The following is a 24,718-nucleotide window of genomic DNA, read 5'->3' as shown; positions in this document are numbered from 1 at the left end:
TGGCGGGTTCAGCGACCTTCGAACGGATCCCTCATGAGCAGCAGCACATCTCCGGCCGGCGACGAGCAGCTCCCGGCCCCCACCGGCCTCGACGAGGTGAAGGGCTGGTTCTTCGCGGCGGACCAGTTGCTCTTCGACTGGCTGCTGACCCGGCAGAAGAACCGCTCCGAGACCGGTGACCTGCTGGAAGTGGGCGTATACCTGGGCAAGAGCGCGATCTTCACCGGCTCCTATCTGCGCCCCGGTGAGCGTTTCACCGTCTGCGACCTGTTCGACGCCCCGGCCGACGACTCGGCGAACGGGGCGGAGATGGCCAAGTCGTACTCCACGCTCACCCGGCGGGCGTTCGAGGCGAACTACCTGTCCTTCCACGAGGAGCTGCCGACCGTCCTGCAGGGCCTTTCATCGATGGTGTCCGACCATGTCCCCGACGCCAGCTGCCGCTTCGTGCACGTCGATGCCTCACATCTGTACGAGCACGTCAGCGCGGACATCGTGACGGCACGCGCGGTCCTCGATCCGCACGGCGTCGTCGTCCTGGACGACTTCCGCGCCGAGCACTGTCCCGGTGTGGCCGCCGCGGCCTGGCAGGCTGTGACCGGCGGAGGTCTGCACGTCCTGTGCATCACGGGCACCAAGCTCTACGGGACGTGGGGCGACCCCACCGAACTGCGGGCCGACCTGGCGGCCTGGCTCAGGACGCGTGACGACCTCTGGCACGGCGAGGAGTCCGTCGCGGGCGAACCGCTCATCCGGATCAGCGGCAAGAAGGCCCAGCTCCCGCCGCAGCCGGCGTCCCGGCATCAGGCACCGGCGAAGCCGGCGTCACCGAAGGCCGCGCATCCTCGGGTGCCCGCCGCGAGGCCGCGCAGCCGCCCGGCGCTGCGCCGGTTCGCGGCCGGCGTCCTGCCCCCGTTCGTCACCAGAGCTGCCGCTTCCGTGAAGCGGCGCGGCTGACTACGGACAGGCGAGCGCCGGTACGTACTTGTACCCCACGCCGACGACCGTCGCGATGGCCTTGCGGTACTGCGGGCCGAGCCGTCTGCGCAGCCGGGCGACGTGCACGTCAACGGTGCGCTCGCCGCCGGACGAGTCGGGCCAGAGCGCGGCGATGAGCTGGTGTCGCGCGTGGACGTGCCGAGGGCGCGAGATGAAGTACGCCAGCAGGTCGAACTCCAGTCGCGGCAGCTCCAGTTGCCGGCCCGCCACATGCACTGTGCGGGCGGCGTGGTCGACCTGGACCGGGTCCGCAGACGTGTCCGGCGGTGCGGCCGTCCCGGCCACCGGCTCGGGAACGGCGTCGGGGCCCGGGGAAGGCGCGAACACCAGGTGCACCTCGGAAGAGGTCTGGCGTACCGACACAGGGACGTACCCCTGGGCCGCGAGCACCCACCGCCCACGGGATATCGGTTCGACGGTCACCGCCGGGTCGGTCGGCGGACGACCCGACACGGTGTGCCATCCGGTCCTGATCGAACCGTTTGCTGTGAAAGTGCCTGCGGGCATTGGCTACTCATTCCCGTCGGGGCGTGCAGAGCAGACGTCGCGGAATACGACCGTGCCGACGCGAATCCCGGGCGCCGGACCACGATCCATCGGCACGCCTTCGCTTTCCCGCATCGGCGGCGGGCGCGATAAACACTACACGTGATGAGATGAGTTCGGAAAGTAACCTCCGCATGGTGGAGGTTACTCAGTCCGGGGGAACTGCTGCGCAGGGCCACGGCGTTGCAGGTCACGGGCGACCCGGTTCACCGGCGGGGCAGCCGCCGCCCGGCCGGGCACACTGACTTGAGTTCAAGGAGAATTCACGGAAAAGATAAAAGGAGAGCGGCATCGTGGCCGACGAGAAGAACCCGGTACCGGACAGCAGCGCGGTGCGCGTCGCCCTCTGGCGGGCATTGCACGTCCAGGCGGATCCGCCACCGCATGTGTTCGAGGACGAGATCGGTCTGCGGCTGGCGGCCCCTGACGACGGATGGCAGCGCCGCCCGGACATGGACCCGGCCACCACGAGCGGATTCCGGGCCGCCATCGTGGCCCGCGCCCGCTTCATCGAGGACCTGGTGACCGAACAGGCGGGCCACGGCATCACCCAGTACGTCGTCCTCGGCGCCGGACTCGACACCTTCGCCCAGCGCAGGCCGGACGTCGCCGCGGGCCTGCGCGTCTTCGAGATCGACCAGCCGGACACCCAGGCCTGGAAGCGCCGGCGCCTGATCGAGCTCGGTTACGGGATCCCCGACCGGCTGCGCCTGGTTCCGGTCGACTTCGAGGCGGGCGGGGACTGGTGGGAACAGCTTTCCGACGCCGGCTTCGACCCCGCAAGGCCGGCTGTCGTCGTCTGCACCGGTGTCACCATGTATCTCACCAAGGACGCCACAGCCGCGACGCTGCGCCGGCTCGCCGGGCTGGCCCCCGGGTCGACGCTCGCCATGACGTTCATGCTGCCGGCCGGCCTTCTCGACGCTGCCGACCGCCCCGCGATGGAGGCGACCGAGCCGCAGGCCCAGGCGTCCGGTACGCCGTTCATCAGCTTCTACACCCCGCAGGAGATGCTGGCCCTGGCCCGCGATGCCGGTTTCGATGACACCCGGCACGTGGCGGGAACCACGCTGGCCGACCGTTACTTCGACGGCCGGACCGACGGCCTCCGCCCGTCGAGCGGAGAGGATCTGCTGGTGGCCACCACGCTCGCCCGCTGACCGCCCGTCCGGTCCGTTCGGGGTGCCCGGTCTGTTCGGGGTGCCCGGTCACGCCTCGCTGAGGAGCGCGTACGCCGTCGCGACGAAGGTGTCCCGCATGCGGATACGCCGCGTGGCCACGGCCACCACCGCCGTATGCGTGTCGGGCCGGAAACCGATGAAGGCCTGCTGGCCGGTGGTGGCCCCCGCGTGGAAGTACAACGGGCCCTGCGGCGAGGGGTGCTGGAACCAGGTGAGGGTGTGCGTGTGGCGGTGGCCGATGCCGCGCCGGAGCACAGGCCGGCGGACGGCGCGCAGGGCCGCCGCCGCGGAGCCGGCCGGGTCCAGGTGCGCTTCAAGGTAGGTGAGCAGGTCGCCGGGGGTCGCGCGTACGGCTCCCGCGGGCTGGAAGCCGCCCATGGCCAGCCCCGGTACGGGGCTGACGCCGTCCGGGCGGTGTCCGGGGGCGTCCGCGCCGTCCGCGCCCGCGGTGTCCGGGTGCAGGCGGGTGCCGGTCAGGCCGAGCGGGGCCAGGACGTGGTGGCCGATCAGCTCTTCCCACGGGGTGGCCGTGGCAGCGGCCAGGGCGTGGCCCAGGACCGATGCGCCGAAGTTGGAGTAGTGCCAGCGGGTACCCGGACGGTGGCGCGGCCGGTTGCGGAGGAAGGCGGCCACCACGCGCTCGGCCGGGTAGTCCGCGTACGGGGCGGTGGACCAGCGGCGGAGTGCCTGGGGGTAGAAGTCGGCCGGCAGCGCGGGCAGTCCGGCGGTGTGCGTGATCAGGTGCCGCAGGGTCGCCGTGCTGCCGGGCCGGGTGTGACGCCACGCCGGGCTCAGGGGCGCTGCGGTCCGGGGCGCTGCGCCGTGGTCCGGTGTCGCGCACCCCGGTGTCAGGTACCGGGCCGCGGCGTCGTCGTAGCCGAGGCGGCCGGCGTGGACGAGTTCGGCGAGCAGGAGACCGGTGAGCGTCTTCGACGCCGAGCCGATCTCGTACCGCTGCTGGTCGCGCGGGACGGGCGGCGGCGGGGCGCTGCCGCCGCAGTGGACGGTACGGCGTCCCCGGTCGCTGACCGCGATGACGATGCCGGGGGCGTCGACGGCCTGCGCGGCGGCGGCCAGCCGGCCCGCCGTCCCGGTCACCGTCCGGGTCTCCTGCCCCGTGGCCGTCATGAAGCGGCCGGTGCGGCCAGGTCCGCCATGGCGCGCGAGACAGCCAGCGCGGAGGCGAAAGCGGCCACCAGGGTCGGGTGGTAGACGAGGTCGAAGACGGCCTCCTGGTCGCCTTCGGGCATCGCTCCGGTGACGGGCATCGCTCCGGTGACGGGCATCGCTCCGTCGGGCTGCTGGGCGGCGGCGAAGCCGCGCCAGGCGGCCGGGTCCAGCGTCGGCTCGGGGAGGCAGGCGTCGACGGCGAGCAACTCGCCCAGCAGGTCCCACCGTCCGAGGTCGAGCCAGTCGTCGAGCCACACCGGGAGCCAGGTGGCCAGGTAGTCCGCGATGTCCGGTGGCAGCCCGGACGGGTTCTCACCCCAGTCGCTCAGATGGAAGACCGTGTGGGTGATGTCGTACCCGATGTGTCCCTCCACGGTCCACGGCTCGGGGCGGTGGGCGAGCCAGGTGCGGCCGGCCGCCTCGTCCCGCGGCAGGCCGGGCGGGAGGCCGAACCGGCGCTCCATCGCGGAGAGTCCGAGCCTGCGGACCGGGAGCACCTCCAGGACCTGCCAGCTGCCGAGGCGGTGGTTGAGGCGTGCCGCGGCCTCGATCTCCGGGTTGCTGTAGCCGAGCTCCTTGAACGGCACGTAGACCTCGAAGGGCACGGGCGAGATCGGTTCGTGGGACTGGCCCTCCGCGAGCCTGGCGCCCGAGGCCAGCAGCTCGTGCCAGGCGTGGTCGAGCAGCTTGTGCGCGGTCGCGGCCTGCTGCGAGCCCGCGACACCCTCGCGGAAGATGACCTTCCCGATGAGAGCCAGCTCGCCCAGCGGCTTGAAGCGGTCCAGCATGCCGGTCTCCGGGTCCGGGTGGTCCTCCAGACGGAAGCCGTCCCGGTGCCGGTACAGCCACTCCAGGGCGCGTGATCCGACGTCGTGGATCTGCCGGATGCCCACGCCGTCCGTCTGCGGGTCGCCGGTCATACGGCGCCTCCGTTCTGTCGGCCGGCCGGGTCCAGGTCCGTACCCGTGCCGGTGTCCGGGTCCTCCGGGCTGTTCCGGGCCAGGGTCAGGGCGGCCGCGAAGGCCGTCACCAGTGTCGAGTGGTAGCAGTCCAGGAACTGCCGGGGGGCTTCGGCGTCCCGGCCGCCGCCCCCGCCGTCCGGCTGGTCTCCCCCGCCCCGTACGAGCGGGGGCCCGGTCTCCGGGACGGCTCCCGTGCCGTCCTGCACAGCGGCGATCACCGGCCAGAAGGTCTCCATCAGTGCCGGCGGCGGACCGGGCAGGCAGGCGGCGACGGCGAGCAGCTCGCAGCCCAGGTCCCACTGCCCGCTCTCCAGGCAGCCGTCGATCCAGGCGGGGAGCCACGTACGGAGGTATCCGGCGACGTCGTCCGGCATACGGTGCGGTGCGTTGCCCCAGTCGGTGACGTGGAACACCACATGCGTCAGGGCGTACCCGGAGGCCCGCTCGAAGGTCCACGGTTCGGGAAGGCCGCCGAGCCAGGTGCGCCGCAGGACAGGGCCGGACTCCGTGTGCGGGGGGACACCGATCCGCCGCTCCGAGTTGAGCACCCCGAGCTCGCGGTTGGCGTGCTGCTCGGTGAGCGCCCAGCCGCGGGTGCCCGCGACGACCCCGGCGAAGCGCTCGAAGCCCAGGTGGCGCAGGCCGTCGCCCGCGAAGGCGGCGTAGATCTCGAAGGGGTACGTGGCGAACGGCTCGGCGCGAGCCAGGTCGAGGAGCAGTTCGCCCTGGCGGGTCTGCTCCCAGGCGAACCGTACGAGCGAGGTGGCCACGGTGTGGTGGGGGTCGCCGGGGCGGGTGCGGCGGCGGACCGTGGTGCACAGCTGGGCCAGTTCCCCGAGGGGCTTCATGGTGCGGTTGACGCCCGTATGGGGTTCGAGCACATCGTCGGGGAGTACGAAGCCGGAGCGGTTGTCGTGCGCCCATGCCAGGGCCGCGCCCGCGACCCCGTGCACGAGTGCGGTGGCCGGCGGCTGCGGCGGGGCCTGGGGACCGGCGGTCACCGCGCCGCTCCGGACCTCATCAGTCCGGCAGCGCGCAGGTGCAGGGCTACGCGCGGATCCTGACCGCCCATGAGCTGGACGAAGTCGAGGCCGGCGTCCAGGCCCAGGGTGTCGGGCACCCCGTCGAGCGTGGCCAGCCAGCGGCCGGCCCCGGCTGCCTGGAGCCAGTCGCGCCGCCGTACGGCGCGGACGAAACCGCGGGCCACATCGACCGGGCGGCTGCTCGCCGCGCGGTTCACCGCCGACGCGGACGCGGGCCTGGCGAGCGGCGCGAGTACGGAGAGCTGGTGGGTGAGCGCCTGCCAGGGGGCCTGTTCCAGCCACGCGGCATCGGGCTCCGCGACGGTGTCGCTGGGCGGGGGCGCACCGAGCGCCGACTCCATGGCCCAGTGGCTCCAGGCGGTCGCAGCCGGGGCGTCCGCCCGCGGCGGGAAGTCGATCACCGCACGCTGGAGCACCGCCACGTCACCGGGGTGCGGGTCACGTCCGTACAGCAGACTCGGCAGGAGCAGGTCCGCACCGATCACCCTGACCGCGGCGATCCCGGCCCTGTCGTCCTCGCCGATTCCCGCGGCGCCGCAGACCGTGGAGAGGTGGTCTTCGCTCTGCAGAGCGAAGACCACCTCGGACGCCAGGTCACGCACGGCTCCCGCGATGCGGGAGGTAGCACTTGACTGGTCCATGTGCGACTGCTTACGCCTTCTTCGGGCGCGGAGTCGGCGGCGAGAGCAGCAACGATCCGCTGCCGGCGGCCAGCGCGAGGGCCGCGCACTCACGCGAGTCGCGGAAGACGCCTTCGGCTTCGCCCGGGTTGAGTGCGGCCTCGACGTCCTGATCGAGGTCCTCTGCCAGGCGGTCGGTGACCGTTTCGGTGGAGTACATAACGCTTCCCATCCGTATGGGGGATTCGTTCCTTGCTGTCCCAGCTAAACGCAGGAACGGGGCGCTCGCAAAGGGAGCCGGGAATCCGGTTCATCAAGGCTTCAATTGAATAGTGAACGGAGAGGAAATCCCGCTGCTCACAGGGGGTTTGCGGGTCCCGCTCGCAGGCCTGGTGAGGCGTCGCGCAGATGATCCTTGGGAGTCCCTTGGGGCGCCCCCAGGTGTGGAAGCGCCGAACGCGGCAACGCGTCCCGAGTGATACGAATCAGTTGTGTTGGTTTGACGGTCTTTGCGGCGCTTGCCGCCGCGGGAGCCGCCGGGTGGGTCTCATGGTGGTGGCTGGCTGCCGCGGTGCCGCTCGCTCTGCTCGGACTGCTCGGCGTGTGGGACCTGGTCCAGCGCAAGCACGCGGTGCTGCGCAACTATCCCGTCCTCGGGCACGCCCGATTCCTGCTGGAGTACATGCGGCCCGAGTTGCAGCAGTACTTCGTGGAACGCGACTACGACGGGCGTCCCTTCGACCGTGACACCCGCAGCATCGTCTACGAGCGCGCGAAGGGCACGGCCGCCGAGGAGCCCTTCGGGACCGAGCTCGACGTCTACCGGACCGGCTACGAGTTCCTGGTGCCGTCGATGGCGCCGCGTGAGGTACCGAAGACCCCGCCACGGGTGCGGATCGGCGGCCCCGACTGCACACAGCCGTACGACATGGCCCTGCTGAACGTGTCGGCGATGAGCTTCGGCTCCCTGTCGGCGAACGCGATCCTCGCGCTCAACGGCGGCGCGGCGGCCGGTGGTTTCGCGCACGACACAGGCGAGGGCGGCCTGTCGGAATACCATCTGCGGCCCGGCGGGGACCTCGTCTGGGAGATCGGCACCGGGTACTTCGGGTGCCGCACCGATGACGGCGATTTCAAGGCGTCCGAGTTCGCCGACAAGGCGGCCCACGACCAGGTGAAATGCGTGTCGCTCAAGCTCTCGCAGGGAGCCAAGCCGGGTATCGGCGGGGTGCTGCCGGGAGCCAAGGTGAACGCGGAGATCGCCCGTGTACGGGATGTGCCGCAGGGACGGACCGTCACATCGCCCCCTTACCACCGGGCCTTCACCACCCCCCGTGAGCTGGTCCGTTTCATCGCGCGGATGCGGGAGCTGTCCGGCGGAAAGCCCACGGGGTTCAAGCTCTGCCCCGGCTCGCGCCGCGAGTTCCTCGCCGTGTGCAAGGCCATGCTGGAGGAAGGCACGGCCCCCGACTTCATCATCGTGGACGGGTCCGAGGGCGGTACCGGCGCAGCACCGCTGGAGTTCGCCGATCAGCTCGGCACACCGCTCACCGACGGCCTGCTCACCGTGCACAACGCCCTCGTCGGCTCCGGCCTGCGCGACCGGATCAGGATCGGGGCCAGCGGCAAGATCGCCACCGGCGGCGACCTGGTCAAGCGGCTGCTGCAGGGCGCGGATTACGGCAACGCGGCACGCGCGATGATGTTCGCCGTCGGCTGCATCCAGGCGCAGCGCTGCCACACCAACACCTGCCCCACCGGTGTCACCACCCAGGACCCCAGGCGGGCCCGCGCCCTGGACGTCGGGGACAAGACGCTCCGGGTCCAGCGCCTGCAGCAGGCGACCGTGCAGAGCGCGCAGCAGATCATGGCCAGCATGGGCGTGACCGAGCCGGCCGGCCTGCGTCCGCACATGCTGCGGCGGCGCGTCGACCCGCACACCCTGCGCTCCTACGAGGAAATGTACGAGTGGCTGGAACCCGGACAGCTGCTCGCGGAGGTCCCCGCGTCCTGGGACGCCGACTGGCAGGCCGCCGACCCCGACCGCTTCACCGTCTGAGCTGGAGGCTCTTGTGACCCGTACCGTTGCCCGCGTCATCGTGGACGCATTGAGCGAACTCGACGTGCGCCAGGTGTTCGGCGTCGTCGGGGACGCCCTCAATCCCCTGACCGAAGCCATCCGCACCACCGACGGGGTGGAGTGGGTGGGGTGCCGTCACGAGGAGGCGGCGGCCTTCGCCGCGAGCGCCCAGTCCCAGCTCTCCGGCCGCCTGGGTGTCTGCATGGGCACCGTCGGCCCTGGCTCCGTCCATCTGCTCAACGGACTGTACGACGCGGCCAAGAGCCGCACGCCCGTCCTGGTCATCGCGGGACAGGTGCCGCTGGCCGACATCGGCAGCAACGCCTTCCAGGAGGTCGACAACGACGCCCTCTTCGCCGACGTGGCGGCCTTCCGGGCCACGGTTTCCTCACCCGATCAGCTTCCGCAGATGCTGGAGACCGCTGTCAGGAACGCCTTCGGCCACAAGGGCGTCGCCGTCCTCACCGTGCCCGCGGACATCGGCGGCCAGGAGCTGACCACCGACCGCAAGGCGCGTTTCTCCATGAGTTCGGCGGTGACCCGGCCCGAGGAGGCGGCCACCCGCGGCGCGGCGGAGCTGCTCGACCGCGCCGGGCGGGTCAGCCTGCTCGTCGGCCAGGGCGCACGCGCGGCCCGCGAGGACGTCCTGGCCCTGGCGGACCGGCTCGCGGCGCCGATGGTGCTCACGCTGAAGGCGAAGGAGGGCTTCGAGGGCGCGGACAACCCGTTCCAGGTGGGGCAGACCGGACTCATCGGCAACCCGGCCGCCGCATCGGCGCTGCACGACGCCGACACCCTGCTGCTCCTGGGTACGGACTTCCCGTACCGGGAGTGGTATCCGGAGGGAAAGACCGTCGTCCAGGTGGACACCGAGCCCACGCACATCGGCCGGCGCGTCCCGGTCGAGACCGGTCTTGTGGGCGATGTGGGTGCCACCGTGCGGGACCTGCTCAAGCACCTCGGCGCCGGGGGCGACCGCGACCGCGGCCATCTCGACCACGCGCGCAAGCACTTCGAGACCTGGCGCGAGGGCCAGGCCAGGCTCGCCGACCCGGAGCACGACAAGAAGGCGGTCGGGCGGGCCCGTTCGGCGCTGGACAATCCGGACCACGGCATCCGGCCCGAGGCACTGGCCGCCGTGGTGGACCGGCTGGCCGCCGATGACGCGGTCTTCACGTCCGACACCGGTATGGCCACCGTGTGGCTCTCACGCTTCGTCGAGATGCGCGGCGCGCGAAGGCTGCTCGGCTCCTACAACCTGGGCTCCATGGCCAACGCGATGCCCCACGCACTCGGCGCGCAGTGTCTTGACCGGGATCGTCAGGTGGTCGCCTTCTGCGGTGACGGCGGACTGAGCATGCTCCTCGGCGACCTGATGACGCTCAGGAGCAGCCAACTCGCGGTGAAACTCGTCGTCTTCGACAACCGCCGGCTCGGCATGGTCAAACTGGAGCAGGAGCAGGTGGGCCTGCCGGAGTACGGCACGGAGCTCGACAACCCCGATTTCGCGGCCGTCGCCACCGCCATGGGCATCACCGGGATCCGGGTGACCGACCCGGAGGATCTGGAGGACGCCGTGGGACGTGCCCTGCGTACACCCGGCCCGGTCCTGCTGGACGTCCTGACGAACCCGGACGAGATCGCCGTACCGGCCAAGCCGACCGTCGAACAGGGCTGGGGCTTCGCGATGGCCAAGGTGAAGGAGATCGTGCGGGGCCGCACCGAGTAGCGGACGAGACGGCGGGCACGGCCGGTCCGGCCGATGTCGTGCGCCGGTGAACACCGCGGGACAGCAGCGGAGTTCACCGGCGCACGCCTGCTCCGGCGGGGGAATCCACCTCCCGCGTGTGCGCATCCGACAGGGCGGCGGGGCCCCATTACGGGGCAGATGCAGAGGTACTGACGGGCAATCACCCCGAGCGAGCGGGGGCGGCCGCGGCGGATGAGGGCACTTGACGTGACGCGTGGTCCAGTCCACTATCCAATTGGTCTGGACCAAGCGCGTTGCGGCTCGGTCCCCTATCGGCACGCCAGGAAGGCCCGGCTGACCTTGCCCAGCACACCCAGCAGTGAACTGACGCACCTCGCCTACAAGATCCTCCAGCCTGGCTTCAAGGGCACCGAGGCACCGGACTGGCTGCTCCGCCGGATCAGTGAGGGCCTGTCGAGCGTAGTGCTCTTCTCGCGCAACATCGCCAACGCGGGCCAGCTGATCCGGCTGACCCGGCAGCTGCGCGCGGAGAACCCCGACCTCATCATCGCCATCGACGAGGAGGCCGGCGACGTCACGCGGATCGAGTCGCTGACCGGCAGCACCCGCCCCGGGAACCTGGCACTGGGCGCCATCGACGACACGGACCTGACGGCCGCGGTCGCCCGCGACATCGGGCACGAGCTGCGCGCCGCCGGAATCAGCCTGACCTACGCACCCAGCGCGGACGTCAACTCCAACCCGGACAACCCGGTGATCGGGGTCAGGTCGTTCGGCTCGACACCGGATCTGGTCGCCCGGCACACCGGGGCCTGGATCCGCGGCCTCCAGTCCGCGGGTGTGGCGGCCTGCGCCAAGCACTTCCCCGGCCACGGCGACACCGCGGTGGACTCCCACCTCGGGCTGCCCCGTTACGACGCGTCCGCCGATGTCGTCAGGGAGCAGGCGCTCCCGCCCTTCCACGCGGCGATGGAGAGCGGTGTGCGGGCCGTCATGAGCGGCCATCTCCTCGTCCCGGCCTACGACTCCGACCTCCCCGCCACGCTGAGTCCGCGCCTCCTCGTCGACCTGCTCCGCAAGGAGATGGGCTTCGACGGCCTCGTCGTCACGGACGCCATCGAGATGGGGGCCGTCAGCGGGCTCTACGGCATCGACGGCGCCACGGTGCGGGCGGTGGCCGGCGGAGCCGACGCGGTGTGTGTCGGCGGCGAGAGCGCCGACCCGGAGGTGGTCGACCTGCTGAGCGCCGCCCTGGTGTCCGCCGTCCGCGACGGCGAGCTGCCCGAGGAACGGCTCAGGGAAGCGGTCGCACGCGTGGAGGAGTTCTCCGCCTGGTCGAACGGGATCTTCCACGCCGCGCCGCCCCACCGGATCAAGTCGGACATCGGCTTCGTGGCCGCCCGGCGCGCCCTGCGCCTGACCGTGTCGGAGGACGGTGCCCTGCCGCTCCCGGCGGCACCGCACGTCGTGGAACTCATCCCGACGATGAACCTCGCCATCGCCAAGGAGACACCCTGGGGTGTCGCGGCCCCGCTGCGCGAGCGGCTGGCCGGTACGACCTCGGCCGGGATCCACGAGGAGGACGTGGCTGCGGACCTGAGCGCGCTCGACCGGTACGCGCTGGGACCGGCCGACGGACGGCCCCTGGTCGTCGTGGTGCGCGACGCCTGCCGGCACTCCTGGATGACGGACTCCCTCAAGCACCTGCTGCACGCCCGGCCCGACTCCGTCGTGGTCGAGATGGGCCTGCCTGCCTCCGGCACACAGGGCGCCGTCCACATCACGACCTACGGGGCCACCACCGCGTCGGGCGTGGCCGCCGCAGAGGCGCTGGCGGGCTGAACCCAGCCAGCCGCAGACCACTCCCGCCCGGCGCACCCGCCGCAGCGGGGGTATCCCGCCCCGCGGGCGGGCGCCCACAGCTCCCGCGCGGCGACACCCCCGCGCGCGGCCGGGCCCCCCGCAACCGTGCCGCCGTACCCGCGGCCCGCCCGCACGCATCCGCGGCCCGGCCCCGCCCCGCGCCGCCCGGCCGCGGGGCCCCCTTCTCCGGATGCCCGGCCACCGGCTGCGGGCTCCCCGGAAGCAGGCGTACCGATCGGGCCCGGCGCGGACGGGACAACACCCCGCGGCCGGTGAGGGCGCCGTACCGGGGCCGCCCGCCGCACCCGATCCGTTCAGAACCAGCACATCCCTACCTGGAGTGGTTGCATGTCTACGTCCGACACCTATCTGCACCGAGCCTCTTCGGACATCCCCTATTTCAGTACGGACGGGGAGATGTACCTGGCGCAGACACCGTTGCGGGACATCAAGAAATCCCGGCCGCTGCGCGTGCTGTCCGAGGAGGACTTCGCCTCCTGGCAGACCTACGGCTACGTCATCGTGAAAGAGGCGATTCCCGCCGCGGCGGCGCGGCGACTGCTCGATTTCACCTGGGACTTCCAGGGCCTCGACCCGGACCGGCCGGAGACCTGGTACACGGAACGGGAGTTCCGGTCGGACCTGGACCGGGAACTGCACATCTACGGCTTCGTGGAGGCGTACCACCACCAGCTCATCTGGGACAGCCGCCAGGCGCAGCGCGTGTACGACGCGTTCGTGGACGTGTGGGACTGCGAGGAGCTGTGGGTGACGCTCGACCGTCTCAACCTGAACCCGCCGAACGTCAGGAACCGTGACCGCGCGCTGATAGCGCCCACGGACAAGGGCTTCGACATCGAGCTCCACTGGGACGTCGACACCACACTCAGCGTGCTGCCCCAGCGCGTCCAGGGCATCATCGCGCTGAACGACAGCGAGCCGGAGCGGGGCGGGTTCCAGTGCTCACCCGAGCTGTTCCGCCGGTTCGACCGGTGGAGGATCGCTCAGCCCGACGACCGTGACCCCATCAGGCCAGGCACCGACCGGGCGGAGTTCCCCGTCGTCCAGCCGGAACTCGAAGCGGGCGACCTGCTGATCTGGAACGGCCTGCTCGCGCACGGAGTGGCGCGCAACATCTCGCGGAGCGGGGTCCGCGCCGTGCAGTACCTCTCCATGATGCCCGCCCTGGAGACCCACCGGGCGATGCGGGACTCCCGGGTCGAATCCTGGCGCAGTCTGAGCACCCCTGACTGGAACAAGACGCTGGTCGGCGACGCGACTCAGCACGAATCCCTCAGGTACGGCAGCGCCGCACTGAGCGACCTCGGCGCGAAGCTCCTGGGACTCGAGTCCTGGAGCGGACGGAACGCCGAGGGGTCGACCGGAGAACTGGAATGCATAGAATCTGTCTGACACTCCCCACCAACAGGGCCTGCGCCGAGACGATTTCGGCGATGCGGGCCGAGGCGCACTACGCGACCGAGCACTTCGACGTCGAGGTGCACCTGCTGATCCTGGACTCCTCCGGTGACCAGGAGTTCGCCGAGCACGCGCAGGCCGCCGGCGCTGCCACCGGGTCCCCACGGGTGGTCGTGCACCACCTGGACGAAGCCCAGCAGCGGGCCTTCCTGCGGAAGATGATCAGCCGCATCGATGCCCCCAAGCCCGATCTGCTGCTCGATCTCATGCTGCCCGCCGGGGTCTCGTACGGTGCCTGCACGAACCGCGCCTTCCTGTTCGCCGCCGCGCTCGGCTGCCGCTCACTGCACCGCAGGGACTCGGACAGCACCTACCAGACGGTGGACGGCGAGCCGGTGTACCCCATCCACCACGAGCTGATGTCCCTCGGCAAACGAGCGGCCGACGCGGTGGACGGCGTGACCGAATCCCTCCTCGACCCGGCCCACGAGCAGCGGCCGGTCTCGCTGGTGGGCAGCTCCTTCGTGGGCGAACTGTCCGTGGACGTCGGCGAGATGCACCGGATCGACCAGGACGTCTACCACGATGTCGTCAGCCTGTGGGCCCCTCGCGAGTGGCCGGACGAGGCAAAGCGGGAGCTGGTCGCCGAAGCCTTCACCGGAGCGGGCACCACCGCGTTCACCCGTGATCACTCGGCCCTCGGCCTCGTCGACCCCATGCGGGTGGACATGTGCAACATCAGCTTCCACCACGAGGTGTACGAGAGCATCCCGCTGCCGCCGGCGACCGACACCATCGGCAGTGACTACTTCCTGATGCACCTGGTCCACGACGCCGGGCTGCCCGGCGTCCTGCACAACCGCAACATCGTGAACTTCTACACCGGCGAACGGCGCACCGACTCCGGATTCACGGCGTACCAGACGCGGTTGGTGAAGTTCTTCCTGTCGATGCTGTACTTCAACTGCGTCTACCGGAGGATGGCCGCGGCCGGCGATTCACTGCTCGACGGAGATCTCCGCCTCCGCGCGGACACACTCGTCGCATACGTCCGGGAGAGCAGCTGGCTGGACCGCGAGGAGAACGAGGAGCGCCTGCGCAGCATCGACCGGTCCTACCGGAAGCTCGGCGGCAGATACGCCGGGTTCGCCGACGCCCTGTCGTCACGCGGCGGGCAGCTGCTCAACGAGGCCCAGCAGGACATGGAGGATTTCGCGCTGCTGATCGAGGCGTGGGGCCCACTGGTGCGGGCCTGCCGGGAAGCGGGCGTCCATGGGCACTAGCCGGCTGAATCCGTCGCTGCGCGCCGCTCTGTCAGCCGCCGACGAGGACCGGATCGTCTTCGACCTCGCGGGAATCAGGGAACGCTACGAAACACTGACGTGGGAACTGCCGGGCGTCGCGGTCCGGTTCGCGATGAAGGCCTGCCCGGTGGACGAGGTCCTCGACTGTCTCGCGGAGATCGGCGCCGGGTTCGACGCCGCCGGTCCCAACGAGATCGTCCGGGCCCTCGGGACCGGCGTGCCGGTCGGCACCGTCCACTACGGCAACACCATCAAGTCCGACCGGAACATCGCCGACGCCTACCGCCTCGGCGTACGGGATTTCGCGACCGACAGCGTGGAGGACGTGGCGGCCATCGCCGCCCACGCCCCCGGCGCCCGGGTGTTCTGCAGGCTCGCCACCAGCGGGGAGGGTGCGCTCTGGGGGCTCAGCCGGAAATTCGGCTGCTCGGACGCAGATGCCCTGCGGGTGATGGAGGCGGCCCGGGACGCGGGCCTGACCCCGGCCGGTCTGTCCGTCCACGTCGGCTCCCAGCAGATGACGGCCGAAGCCTGGGAGAGCGCGTTCGCGAGCCTCGCTGATGTGCTGGTGGGGCTGCGGGACCGGGGGATCCTCCTCGACCACGTCAATCTCGGCGGCGGGCTGCCCGCACTCGGATACCTGGACAGCCGCGGCACGCCGCTGGATCCGCCGCTGGACAAGATATTCGCGGCGATCCGGGAGGGCATGCAGCGGCTCGGGGCGGTATCCGAATCGCCTCTCGGCTTCGTCATGGAGCCGGGCCGCCACCTCGTCGCCGATCACGGCGCCATCCGGGCCCATGTGGCACGGCTGTCCACGAGGGAGCAGCTGAACGGTGAACGGCAGCGCTGGCTCTATCTGAGCTGCGGGAAGTTCAACGGCCTGTACGAGATGGACCAGCTCCAGTACCGGCTGTACTTCCCCACCCACGAGGGGGCCGCCACGGTGCCCGCCGTGGTGGCGGGCCCCACCTGCGACAGCGACGACGCCTACGCCCACGCCCACGGGCAGCAGCTCGTCGAGGTCCCCGAATCCGTCGCATCAGGTGATCCGGTCTGGATCCTCTCCTCCGGTGCCTACGCCACGAGTTACGCGACGCAGGGATTCAACGGCTTCAGCCCGCCGCCGTACACCGTGGTAGGCGGGCTGCCGCCGGGCACCGGGACAGCTCCTGCCCGGACAGCCATGAAGGGTCTGCGGTAAATGGGCCAGGACGTTCGCATACGAAACATATCCGGCGGCGACTGGAACGGCATCGCGGCGCTGGAAGCCCGCACGTACGGCGCCGACGACCTCTCGGAGGGCCGGGACGCGCTGGAGTCCCGGGCCCGTCCCTCACCGGCCACCTGCTTCGTACTGCGCATCGACCGGCAGACAGCGGGCTACCTGCTGGCACTGCCGTACCCGATGTTCCAGTACCCCGACCTGAAGCGGGCGGAGCGGACCGTCTTCCGGTCGCGCAATCTCCATCTGCACGACCTCGTCATCGCGGAACACCTGCGGGGCAGAGGGCTGGCGAAGCGGCTCCTGCACCACCTCACGGTGACCGCCCGGTCGAAGACGCACGAACGCATTTCCCTGATCTCCGTCGCGGGCAGCGAGACCTTCTGGTCGGCGAACGGATACGCGGCCCATCGCGACGTCGCGCTCCCCGGGAGTTACGGGACGAACGCGGTCTACATGTCCAAGGCGGTATGAAGTGACCCACCAAGACATCGCAGCCGGCCAGGACACGGCCGGGAACACCGGCCCGGACTCCGGCCCGGACACCGGCGGACCGCGGGATCCGCTCCGGCTCATCCGCCTGCGGGATCCGTTCCGCCGGGCGCAGGTGGCGATCGCCGCGCTCTTCTGCTTCCTGGGGTTCCAGTACGGCACCTGGGCCTCACGGCTCCCCACGCTCAAGGCGCAGCTCCATCTGACCGAAGCGCAACTGGGCCTGCTGCTGATGGCGTGCGGCGCGGGTGCGGCGGTTTCCTTCCCGCTCGTCACCGTGCTGATGAAGCGCCTGGGCTCCCGCCGCCTCGCGTCCCTGTCGGCGCTCTGTCTCGGGCTGCTCCTGCTGGCGCTCGCCGTGGTGCCGGACTATCCGGTCGCCGTCGTCATCGTGGGCTGCGACGGAATCGCCGTCGGCTGTCTGAACGTCGCCATGAACGCGCAGGGCGCCGCGCTCGAAGTCGCCCACGGGCGAACGGCGATGGCCAAGCTGCACGCCACGTTCAGCGCGGGCTCACTGGGCGCCGCGCTCCTGGCGTCCGGGGTCAACACGCTCACCCCGTCGCTGGCCGCCCACTTCGGTGCGGCAGCCGCGATCCTGCTCCTGCTCGTCGCGTTCGCGCAGACGGGGCTGCTGACGGAGGACCCCAAGACCGAGAAGAAGAGCCGCCGCAGGCTGTCCGTACCGTCGCGCATGACGGTGTGGATGGGGTGCGCGATGGCGTTCGGCACCGTGACCGAGGGCGCCATGAACGACTGGTCGGCGCTCTATATGAAGGACGTGCTCAAGGCCGCGTCGTCTGTGGCCCCGATGGGCATCGCCGTCGTCTCCGTCATGATGGTGCTGGCCCGGATCTTCGCCGACGGCTGGCGCACCCGCTGGGGCGACGGGCGGATCGTCCTGGCCGGCAGTGTGCTGGCCGGCGCGGGACTCGCCGTCGCCCTGCTGGTGGGCGGCGTGGTCCCGGCACTGGCCGGGTTCGCCTGCGTCGGCCTGGGTGTGGCGGCTGTGACGCCCTGTGTGTACGTCGCCGCCGCGCGGCAGGGCCCCGAGGCCCTGGCCCTGGTCGCCGCGATGGGCACCGTCGGCCTGCTGGCAGGACCGGCGATGATCGGTTTCATCGCGAACGCCAGCAGTCTGGTGTGGGGCATGGGCGCGGTGGCGGCCGCCGCCGTCCTGGTCTCCGTGTGCGCCACACAGATCCGCTGGGTGCCCGTGACCGGGAACGGGGCCTGAGAGAACACCGACGGCTCCGGCTCCGCTCCGGCACCGCTGCCGGAGCGGAGCCGGCCCCGGGCACCGGGCGCGCCGTCCCGGTGTCCGGGCACAGGGGTCAGCCGGTGGGCAGCTTCTGGGACGGGCAGCCGGAGAGAACCCGCTTCATGGCGTCCTTCTCCGCACCGGTCACCCACAGCGCGTACTTCTTCTTCACGGCCACCTGCCGGGCGACGTAGGGGCACCGCGACGGCTTGTAAGCGGGCAGCCAGGTCGCCGTGTCACCGTCGCCCTTGCTGCGGTTGGTGGACGAGTCGACGGCCAGCAGATTCAGCGGGTCGTTCGCGAGGTCGGTCCGCTTGGTCCTGTCCCACTGCTGCGCTCCCTTCTGCCAGGCGTCGGAGAGCGCCACCACATGGTCGATGTCGACCTTGCTGTGCCCGCGCACGAACTTCACCGTCGACCCGGTGTAGGGGTCCTTGACCAGAGTTCCCCCGGCGACCTGGCAGTCGCCGCTCTTGTAGCGCACGTCCCGCAGGTCGCGCTTGAGCACATCGTCCCGGGTCGGGCAGTGGTTGTGGTCGGTGTCCGACCAGGCGCTGCCGAACTGGTCCCGCGCGTAACCGGTCCTGGGCGCACGGCCCTTGACCGTCAGGGCATCGGCTGCGGCTAGCGCGGAGCCGTGCGCCGCCTTCCCGGCGGGCCCGGCGGGCGCACCGGAGGACGAACCGGGCGAGGCCAGGTCGCCGCTCCTGCAGCCGCCGAGTGCGAGTGCGGCGGCGACGGCCAGGGCCGCGGGGAGGGCGGAGCGCGTACGTATCAAGGAGAGCCGTCCTGGCGGATAGAGGGAGTGACCGCACCATCGTAGGTACGGCTGCCCCGGGCGCCCTCCGTCACACCTGGCGAACACCAGGACGGGCCGGCGCCCCGTCAGCCCCCGCTCTGCCGACCCTCGGTGTCGACGTGCGGCAGCACCCGGTCGAGCCAACGCGGCGTCCACCACGCGCCCGTTCCGAGCAGCGTCATCACGGCGGGGACCAGCAGGAGCCGGACGACCGTCGCGTCGATGAGCACGCTGACGGCCAGGCCGAGACCGAGCATCTTGACCACGATGCTGTCGCTGAGGATGAACGCCGCGAAGACGCTGACCATGATGAGTGCGGCGCAGCTGATGACCCGCGCCGTGATCTCCAGGCCGTGCGCGACGCTGCCCCTGCTGTCGCGGGTGCGCACCCAGGCCTCGTGCACCCGCGACAACAGGAAGACCTCGTAGTCCATGGAGAGCCCGAAGACGATGGCGAACATCATCATCGGGACGTAGCTCTCGATCGGCACCGTGCCGTGGACGCCCAGCGAAGGGCCGCCCCAGCCCCACTGGAAGACGGCGACGACCACACCGTAGGACGCCGCGATGGACAGGAGGTTGAGCACGGCGGCCTTGAGCGCCACGAGGGGCCCGCGGAACACGACCAGGATGATGACGAAGGCGACCGCGACGACGACCGCGATGATGAGCGGGAGCCGGGCGGCGATGATGTCCAGGAAGTCCTCCTGCGCCGCGGTCGTACCCGTCACATAGGTCGTGGCGGCGGTCCCGGCCACCGCGCCGGGCAGGACCGTGTTCTTCAGGTCCTTGAAGAGCGTGCTGGTACCGGCGTCCTGCGGGGAGGTGCGGGAGACCGCCGTACCCGTCAGCACCTGGCCGTCGCTGGTGGGCGCGAGGCTGCTGACACTGGCAGCGCCCGGGACGCCGGTGAGCGCCTTCTTGAGACTGTCGGCCAGCGCGGAACGGTCACCGGACGGCACCTTGCTCTGGTCGACGACGAGGGTCAGCGGGCCGTTGGCACCCGGCCCGAAGCCGGTGGCGATCAGGTCGTACGCCCGCCGGTCGGTGAAGCTGCTGGGGTCGGCTCCGTCACCGATGTGGCCGAGCCGGATCGAGAACAGCGGAATCGCCAGCACCCCGGCGATGACCACTCCGGCCACCAGGAACCACCACGGGCGGCGCTCGACGCGCTGCGCGTAGCGGTGCCAGCCGTCGCCCTGCCCCGCACCCTCCACGGCCTGTCCCGCCGCAGGCACCGCCCCGCCCTCGGCGACCGTCGTGCGTACCCGGTAGCGGTCGATCCTGCGCCCCGCGAGCCCGAGGAGCGCCGGTACGAGGGTGATGGCGCCGATCACCGCGGTGACGACTGTGACGGCGGACGCGACCCCGAGCTTGCCGATGAAGCCGATCTGCGACACATACAGTCCGGCCAGCGCGACGACGACCGTGCAGCCCGAGACCAGGACGGCCCGGCCGCTGGTGGCGACCGCCCGCCCCGCAGCGGTGACCGGGTCGGCGCCGTCGATGAGCTGCTGACGGTGACGGGTGATCAGGAACAGCGCGTAGTCGATCCCGACGCCGAGCCCGATCATCGTGGCGAGCGTCGGCGACACACTCGCGAAGGTGAACGCGGCGGCGAGCAGAGCCAGACAGCTCAGTCCGACGACGACGCTGATCAGGGCGGTGACCAGCGGGACGCCCGCGGCGATGACGCTGCCGAAGCCGATGAGCAGCACGACCACGGCCACCGCGAACCCGATGGCCTCACTGGTGAGATCGGCGGCCTTGGGCCGGGCCAGCTCACCGAGCGGCCCGCCGTACTCGACCTCGACGCCCGCCTTCCGCAGTGGCGCCACCGCGGAGTCCACCCCGTGGAGGTAGGACGTCCCGAACGAGGTGGGGTTGGCGCCGAACCGGACGGTGATGTAGCCGGTCTTCCCGTCGGACGACAGTGCGCCGGTGGGCGGCGACGAGGACGAGGCGGGCAGCGGGTTCGCCGCCGAGAGGACGTGCGGGAGCTTCTGCAGCGAGCCGACGGTCTGGTCGATCTGGCTCTGGAAGCCGGACAGGGACTTCTGCCCGTCGTGCAGCACCACCTGCGCGCCGATCCCGCCCGCGGCCGGGTCGTGGCGGCCGAGCACCTCCGCGCCGTTGTTCGACTGCGTACCCGGCAGTGAGAAGTCGTCGGAATACGTGCCGCCGAAGGCGCCCTGGAGGGCGTGCAGCGCTCCGAGCGCGACCAGCCAGGCCACGATGACGACGATGAAATGGCGGGCGCACCACTCCCCGAGCCGCTGGAGCCGGCCCCGCGCGCCCGCTGCTCCCGGCGCCGCCGTCGCTCCCGTGCCCGTACCGTTCTGCGCGCTCATGCGTTCCCCTGGAGGTGCGGAGATCCGACAGCCGAGACAAACGCGGTGATTGTAGCTTTCCGGGGGTGATCAACCGCTTTGTCCGTCCGACGGGCGCGCCTCCGCCAAGGGAACGCCGGACCCCTGCCTCACGCCCCCAGGATCGACGCCAGGAACTCCCCGGTCCACGAGAGGAGTTCGCGGCCGACCACCGGCTTCCCGCCGATCTTCCCGGCCGTCGGGCGCGGCACCAGGATCTGATGGGCCGCCGCCTTGATGACCGTACGGGGGTAGAGCCGCTTGAGCCGCAGCTCCTGGGACTCCCGCAGCTCCACCGGCGCGAACCGGATGTTGGACCCCTGAAGGACGATCTCGCCGACCCCGCAGGCCCGCGCCAGCATCCGCAGACCCGCCACGAGCAGCAGGTTCTCGACCTGTTCGGGCAGCTTGCCGTACCGGTCCGTGAGTTCCTCGCGCACCGCCCTGATGTCCTCCTCCGTGGTGGCGGAGGCGATCGAGCGGTATGCCTGCAGGCGCAGCCGCTCACCGGGCGCGTACTCGTGGGGGACGTGCGCGTCGACCGGCAGCTCGATCTTGACCTCCAGCGGCTGCTCCTCCTCCACTCCCCCGTCGACCGCCGTACGGTAGTCGGCCACCGCCTCACCGACCATCCGGATGTACAGGTCGAAGCCGACACCCGCGATATGACCCGACTGCTCGCCACCGAGCATGTTGCCCGCGCCGCGGATCTCCAGGTCCTTCATCGCGACGTACATGCCCGCACCCATCTCGGTGTGCTGCGCGATCGTCGCGAGCCGCTCGTGCGCGGTCTCCGTCAGCGGCTTCTCCGGCGGGTACAGGAAGTACGCGTAGCCGCGGTCGCGGCCGCGGCCCACCCGGCCGCGCAGCTGGTGCAGCTGCGAGAGACCGAAGTTGTCACCGCGCTCCACGATCAGCGTGTTGGCGTTCGCGATGTCGATGCCGGACTCCACGATCGTCGTGGAGACCAGGACGTCGAACTTCTTCTCCCAGAAGTCGACGACGACCTGCTCCAGGGCGCTCTCGCCCATCTGCCCGTGCGCCGTCTGGATGCGCGCCTCCGGAACGATCTCACGCAGCCGGGCCGCGGCACGGTCGATCGAGTCGACCCGGTTGTGGATGTAGAACACCTGCCCCTCGCGGAGCAGTTCACGGCGGACGGCGGCGCCGATCTGCTTCTCCTCGTACGGGCCGACGAAGGTCAGCACCGGGTGCCGCTCCTCCGGGGGCGTCGTGATGGTCGACATCTCACGGATGCCGGTCACGGCCATTTCGAGCGTACGGGGGATGGGCGTCGCGGACATCGTCAGGACGTCGACGTTGGCGCGGAGCTTCTTCAGCTGCTCCTTGTGCTCGACACCGAACCGCTGCTCCTCGTCGACGATGACCAGGCCCAGGTCCTTGAACTTCGTCTCCGACGAGAACAGCCGGTGCGTGCCGATGACCATGTCGACCGAGCCGTCCCGCAGGCCCTCCAGGGTCGCCTTCGCCTCGCTGTCCGACTGGAAGCGGCTCAGCGCACGCACGACGACGGGGAACTGCGCGTACCGCTCGGTGAACGTGCCGAAGTGCTGCTGCACCAGGAGCGTCGTCGGGACCAGGACCGCGACCTGCTTGCCGTCCTGGACCGCCTTGAATGCGGCACGCACCGCGATCTCGGTCTTGCCGTAGCCGACGTCGCCGCAGATCAGCCGGTCCATCGGGACCGTCTTCTCCATGTCCTCCTTGACCTCGGCGATCGTGGAGAGCTGGTCGGGCGTCTCCACGTACGGGAAGGCGTCCTCCAGCTCCCGCTGCCACGGAGTGTCCTGGGCGAAGGAGTGGCCGGGCGCCGCCATCCGCGCCGAGTAGAGCTTGATCAGGTCCCCGGCGATCTCCTTGACCGCCTTCTTGGCGCGCGCCTTGGTCTTCGTCCAGTCCGAGCCGCCGAGCCGGTGCAGCGTCGGCGCCTCGCCGCCCACGTACTTGGTGACCTGCTCCAGCTGGTCGGTGGGGATGTACAGCCGGTCGCCGGGCTGGCCGCGCTTGGCCGGGGCGTACTCGACGAGCAGGTACTCACGGGTCGCGCCCTGCACCGTGCGCTGCACCATCTCGATGTAGCGGCCCACACCGTGCTGTTCGTGGACGATGAAGTCGCCCGTCTCCAGCGTCAGCGGGTCGATGGACTTCCGGCGCCGCACCGGCATCCGGCCCAGGTCCTTGGACGCGGTGCGCTGTCCTGTCAGATCGGTCTCGGAGAGGACCGCGAGCTTGATCGCCGGGTCGATGAACCCGTGGTCGATGGAGCCGCACGAGACGTGCACGACCGAGGGCGTCAGCTCGGCGAGGTCGGCGTCCAGCCGGGCCGCGATGCCCTCGCCGCCGAGGACCTCGACGGTGCGGCTCGCCGGGCCGTGGCCCTCCGTGAGATACACCGTGCGCCAGCCGTCGGCGATCCAGCCCTTGGTGTCGGCGAGGGCCCGCGCGGTGTCGCCGCGGTACGTCTCCGGGGCGTGCATCCCCAGCTTGATCATGTCGTCGGCGATGTCCTCGTCCGCGGCGAACGGGCTCACCGCCCACCACATCATGCCCAGCTCACGCGCCCGGTCGCGGACCTCGGCGATACCCCGGAGCGAGGCGGCCCCCACATCGATGGGGGCGTCCCCGCCACCGGCGGTCGCCGCCCACGACGCCTGCAGGAACTCCTGCGAGGTCGCCACCAGGTCGGCCGCCCTGCTCCGGACCCGCTCCGGGTCGCAGACCACCGCCATCGAACCGGCGGGCAGCACATCGATCAGCAGCTCCATGTCGTCGACCAGGACCGGAGCCAGCGACTCCATGCCCTCGACGGCGATCCCCTCCGCGATCTTGTCGAGCAGCTCGGCCAGCTCCGGGTGCGCCAGCGCCAGCGCGGCGGCCCGCTCCCGCACGTCGTCGGTCAGCAGGAGTTCCCGGCAGGGCGGCGCCCACAGACCGTGCTCGGCGATCTCCAGGGAACGCTGGTCCGCGACCTTGAAGTAACGGATCTCCTCGATCTCGTCGCCCCAGAACTCCACCCGGAGGGGGTGCTCCTCGGTCGGCGGGAACACATCGAGGATGCCGCCCCTGACGGCGAACTCACCACGCTTCTCGACCAGTTCCACTCGCGCGTACGCGGCAGCGGCCAGCGCCTCGGTGATCTCCATCAGGTCGGCGGACGAACCCGATCGCAGCGCCACCGGTTCCAGGTCGCCGAGCCCCTTGACCTGCGGCTGGAGTACGGACCTGATCGGCGCGACGACCACGCTGACCGGACCGGCGGACGGGTCGTCGGAGCGCGGGTGCGCCAGCCTGCGCAGGACCGCGATCCGGCGGCCCACGGTGTCGGACCGGGGCGAGAGCCGCTCGTGCGGGAGCGTCTCCCACGACGGGTACTCCACCACCGCGTCCTCCTGGTCCGCCGGGAAGAGCGAGCGCAGCGCGGCGGCCAGGTCCTCGGCCTCACGGCCGGTGGCGGTCACCGCCAGCACCGTACGGCGGGTCTCGCGGGCCAGCGCGGCCACGGCGAAGGGCCGGGCGGCGGGCGGGCCGACCAGATCGACATGCATCCGGTGCCCGTCGCCGGCGGCCTTCACCGCTTCGGCGAGCGCGGGATCCGAGATGGCGGCATCGAGCAGACCGTGCAGGCTCATGGGAACGCTTTCCGTCCGGTGGAT

19 protein-coding genes are annotated in these 24,718 nt (G+C 71.1%); 10 read left to right on the top strand and 9 right to left on the bottom strand.

The features are described 5' to 3' along the window. Positions 1–33 precede the first annotated feature (33 nt). The gene (locus OG584_RS21535) at positions 34–957 is read left to right on the top strand and encodes a class I SAM-dependent methyltransferase (protein ID WP_405780135.1); all 924 of its coding nucleotides are present in this window, start codon (positions 34–36) and stop codon (positions 955–957) included. On the opposite strand, the gene OG584_RS21530 is transcribed toward OG584_RS21535, so the two are convergent. Continuing rightward, positions 958–1,506: a winged helix-turn-helix domain-containing protein gene (locus OG584_RS21530; protein WP_405780133.1), complete on the bottom strand. Its 549-nt coding sequence runs from the start codon at positions 1,504–1,506 to the stop codon at positions 958–960. A gap of 332 nt (positions 1,507–1,838) precedes the next feature. On the opposite strand from OG584_RS21530, the gene OG584_RS21525 reads away from it, so the two are divergent. Continuing rightward, entirely contained in the window at positions 1,839–2,705 is an 867-nt protein-coding gene (locus OG584_RS21525; RefSeq protein ID WP_405780131.1) for a class I SAM-dependent methyltransferase, read from the top strand. Positions 2,706–2,753: 48 nt separating this feature from the next. Here OG584_RS21525 and OG584_RS21520 read toward each other — a convergent pair whose 3' ends face one another. The 5 genes from OG584_RS21520 to OG584_RS21500 are packed head-to-tail and all read right to left on the bottom strand — an operon-like array spanning position 2,754 to position 6,741. Further along, positions 2,754–3,854: a serine hydrolase domain-containing protein gene (locus OG584_RS21520; protein ID WP_405780129.1), complete on the bottom strand. Its 1,101-nt coding sequence runs from the start codon at positions 3,852–3,854 to the stop codon at positions 2,754–2,756. Then, the gene (locus OG584_RS21515) at positions 3,851–4,816 is read right to left on the bottom strand and encodes a DUF6895 family protein (RefSeq protein WP_405780127.1); all 966 of its coding nucleotides are present in this window, start codon (positions 4,814–4,816) and stop codon (positions 3,851–3,853) included. The genes OG584_RS21520 and OG584_RS21515 overlap by 4 nt, the downstream gene beginning before the upstream one ends. Then, positions 4,813–5,859: a DUF6895 family protein gene (locus OG584_RS21510; RefSeq protein WP_405780125.1), complete on the bottom strand. Its 1,047-nt coding sequence runs from the start codon at positions 5,857–5,859 to the stop codon at positions 4,813–4,815. Before OG584_RS21510 ends, OG584_RS21515 begins: the two co-directional genes overlap by 4 nt. Beyond that, on the bottom strand, positions 5,856–6,542 hold the full coding sequence (locus OG584_RS21505) for a hypothetical protein (RefSeq protein WP_405780123.1): 687 nt from the start codon (positions 6,540–6,542) through the stop codon (positions 5,856–5,858). Before OG584_RS21505 ends, OG584_RS21510 begins: the two co-directional genes overlap by 4 nt. Before the next feature lie 10 nt (positions 6,543–6,552). After that, the gene (locus OG584_RS21500; protein WP_405780122.1) at positions 6,553–6,741 is read right to left on the bottom strand and encodes a hypothetical protein; all 189 of its coding nucleotides are present in this window, start codon (positions 6,739–6,741) and stop codon (positions 6,553–6,555) included. Positions 6,742–6,996: 255 nt separating this feature from the next. Between OG584_RS21500 and OG584_RS21495 the strand changes: the two genes are divergently transcribed. The 8 genes from OG584_RS21495 (at position 6,997) to OG584_RS21460 (ending at position 17,852) form a co-directional block, all read left to right on the top strand. Next, complete coding sequence (locus OG584_RS21495) at positions 6,997–8,580, top strand: FMN-binding glutamate synthase family protein (protein ID WP_405780120.1); 1,584 nt, start codon at positions 6,997–6,999, stop codon at positions 8,578–8,580. A gap of 13 nt (positions 8,581–8,593) precedes the next feature. Beyond that, positions 8,594–10,330 carry a thiamine pyrophosphate-dependent enzyme gene (locus OG584_RS21490; protein WP_405780118.1) on the top strand — a complete coding sequence of 579 codons (1,737 nt, stop codon included), beginning with the start codon at positions 8,594–8,596 and terminating at the stop codon, positions 10,328–10,330. A 321-nt stretch (positions 10,331–10,651) separates the two neighbouring features. Then, a complete protein-coding gene (locus OG584_RS21485) occupies positions 10,652–12,154 on the top strand; it encodes a glycoside hydrolase family 3 protein (RefSeq protein ID WP_405780117.1) in 1,503 nt (500 codons plus the stop codon). Positions 12,155–12,523: 369 nt separating this feature from the next. Next, a complete protein-coding gene (locus OG584_RS21480) occupies positions 12,524–13,588 on the top strand; it encodes a phytanoyl-CoA dioxygenase family protein (RefSeq protein WP_405780115.1) in 1,065 nt (354 codons plus the stop codon). Continuing rightward, positions 13,570–14,877: a DUF6271 family protein gene (locus OG584_RS21475; RefSeq protein WP_405780113.1), complete on the top strand. Its 1,308-nt coding sequence runs from the start codon at positions 13,570–13,572 to the stop codon at positions 14,875–14,877. The genes OG584_RS21480 and OG584_RS21475 overlap by 19 nt, the downstream gene beginning before the upstream one ends. Beyond that, positions 14,867–16,102, top strand: coding sequence for a type III PLP-dependent enzyme (locus OG584_RS21470; protein ID WP_405780111.1), 1,236 nt, complete (start codon positions 14,867–14,869; stop codon positions 16,100–16,102). Before OG584_RS21475 ends, OG584_RS21470 begins: the two co-directional genes overlap by 11 nt. Further along, the gene (locus OG584_RS21465; protein WP_405780109.1) at positions 16,103–16,597 is read left to right on the top strand and encodes a GNAT family N-acetyltransferase; all 495 of its coding nucleotides are present in this window, start codon (positions 16,103–16,105) and stop codon (positions 16,595–16,597) included. It abuts the gene before it with no gap. Positions 16,598–16,697: 100 nt separating this feature from the next. Continuing rightward, a complete protein-coding gene (locus OG584_RS21460; RefSeq protein WP_405784208.1) occupies positions 16,698–17,852 on the top strand; it encodes an MFS transporter in 1,155 nt (384 codons plus the stop codon). 97 nt (positions 17,853–17,949) lie between these two features. Here the strand turns inward: OG584_RS21460 and OG584_RS21455 are convergent, their stop codons facing one another. The 3 genes from OG584_RS21455 to mfd form a co-directional block, all read right to left on the bottom strand. Beyond that, positions 17,950–18,654, bottom strand: coding sequence for an HNH endonuclease family protein (locus OG584_RS21455; protein ID WP_405780107.1), 705 nt, complete (start codon positions 18,652–18,654; stop codon positions 17,950–17,952). A gap of 107 nt (positions 18,655–18,761) precedes the next feature. Continuing rightward, on the bottom strand, positions 18,762–21,026 hold the full coding sequence (locus OG584_RS21450) for an MMPL family transporter (protein WP_405780105.1): 2,265 nt from the start codon (positions 21,024–21,026) through the stop codon (positions 18,762–18,764). A 128-nt stretch (positions 21,027–21,154) separates the two neighbouring features. After that, on the bottom strand, positions 21,155–24,694 hold the full coding sequence (mfd, locus tag OG584_RS21445; protein WP_405780103.1) for a transcription-repair coupling factor: 3,540 nt from the start codon (positions 24,692–24,694) through the stop codon (positions 21,155–21,157). Positions 24,695–24,718: the final 24 nt, after the last annotated feature.

Source organism: Streptomyces sp. NBC_00859, assembly GCF_045161865.1.
Taxonomy (GTDB): Bacteria; Actinomycetota; Actinomycetes; order Streptomycetales; family Streptomycetaceae; genus Streptomyces.
This window is presented reverse-complemented; position numbering and strand designations above follow the sequence as displayed.